At 45.8% G+C, this 1,590-nt stretch carries 1 protein-coding gene; it reads left to right on the plus strand.

Annotated elements, in window-relative coordinates:
* The first annotated feature begins 478 nt into the window (after positions 1 to 478).
* On the plus strand, positions 479 to 1,282 hold the full coding sequence (locus tag Q0314_RS00145) for a hypothetical protein (RefSeq protein ID WP_298055127.1): 804 nt from the start codon (positions 479 to 481) through the stop codon (positions 1,280 to 1,282).
* Positions 1,283 to 1,590 lie beyond the last annotated feature (308 nt).

Raw genomic sequence — 1,590 nt, forward strand, 5'->3', positions numbered from 1 at the left:
CTCGGTCGGCTTCGGTCACGGACGACTAGTCCGCTCCCTCGCCTCCGTCGTTTCCACCTTGTCTCCTCGTAGCGAAGTCTCGTTACGAGCGCTTGCGCGAAGTAAAAAGAAAAAATACTTCGCCTTGACTTTATACGTTCAAATTTGATTCACCGAGACCCGCACCTTGAAAACATCAAAATTTGGACTCAAAAACCCGCGACGCTTTGCTCATAGAGCAAAGCAATGTCGCCACATCTAACGTGCAGTGGGGTTGGTGTGGGTTTGGGGGCGGAAGGGGCGACGCTTCGTAAGTAGAAACCCTTCCGCCTCCCAAGAAAAAAGAAAAACTAAAAATTTTTAGAGAACATCAAATCTGACAAAACCAAATTTAGCATTTTTGCGGTGTGGGTCTCGGCAAGTAAAATTTAAAAATTTATCCAAATTTTAACGCTATAATCACGCTCGTTTTAAGAACGTACAAATTTAAAGGATAAAAATGAAAAATTTTCTCGCGCTATTTTTGGCGCTTAGCTTCGCCGCTTCGTCGCAGGCATTTGGCAGCGAAAAGCAGAGCTCGGCGAAGCAAAACACTCAAATTTTGCCCCCGAACGAGCTAAAATTTACCCCGCGATCAAAGCTAAAAGGCAAGCAAACGGGCGAGCTGGAGATGAGGTTTAGCTACGACGTAGAAAGGACGGGCGAGTACGATCCGGAAAGCCGCCTAGAGCTAAACAACGTCTATGAGCGCATCTATACGCCAGAGGGCGAGACGCTATTTTACGGCAGGCTATACGGCTACATCAAGCCGCCCCTGCATCACCCGCAAAAGCAGATCGTCAAATTTATCAAAAGCGGCCAAGAGCGCTGGATCGAGATAGATTTTTATCATGCGGACGGCATGCATAGCGGCACGTTGCAGCTGTGCTTGTGGGACGACATAAACGTCGAAGTCAAAGAGGCCTTTGATGAAGGCAACGTCGCTGGGCTATACAAATCGAGCAATAAATTCGACGTGATGTTGGGTATCTTTTCGGACAATAATAACTTCTCCTACTCTAGCGACGGCAAACCCCGCCAAAAACACTTTATCACGGTGCGCTCAGGGCCTAAAGAGGACTACTACGAAAACTACGACGAAAACGGCGCGATCGAAAACACGAGCTACCAAAAGGACACGGTATTTATCTGGGTAAAGACGTTTTATCCAAACGGCCGACTAAAGTCGCTCAACGACTATGAAAATAAGATCGAGCGGGAGTATGATGAGAAAGGCAAAATAATAAGAGACGAGAAATTTTAAATTTTCAGCTTGTCTTTTTGTCCTATACTTCGTTGCTTTTAAATTCGGCTCGGTCATTACCGACAAGGTAACTCCCGTCGCCAAATTTGAAAAGCGCCTCGTCTAGAACAAAAATACTTCGCCTTGACTTTTTCTATTCAAATTTGGAGTCAAATTTACAAATTTATAAATTTAACTCCATCAAAATTTATAAAATCTGCGACGCTTTGCGTTAGCAAAGCAATGTCGCCACCTCTAACGTGCAGTGGGGTTGGAGAGGGCTTGGGAGAGGAAGGGGCGACGCTTCGTAAGTAGAATCCCCTTCCTCT

The sequence above is a fragment of the uncultured Campylobacter sp. genome (genome assembly GCF_938040115.1).
Lineage (GTDB): Bacteria > Campylobacterota > Campylobacteria > Campylobacterales > Campylobacteraceae > Campylobacter_A.

Coding starts and splice junctions, on each gene's coding strand:
- Q0314_RS00145 (WP_298055127.1), top strand. CDS start 479: ATGAAAAATTTTCTCGCGCTATTTTTGGCGCTTAGCTTCGCCGCTTCG.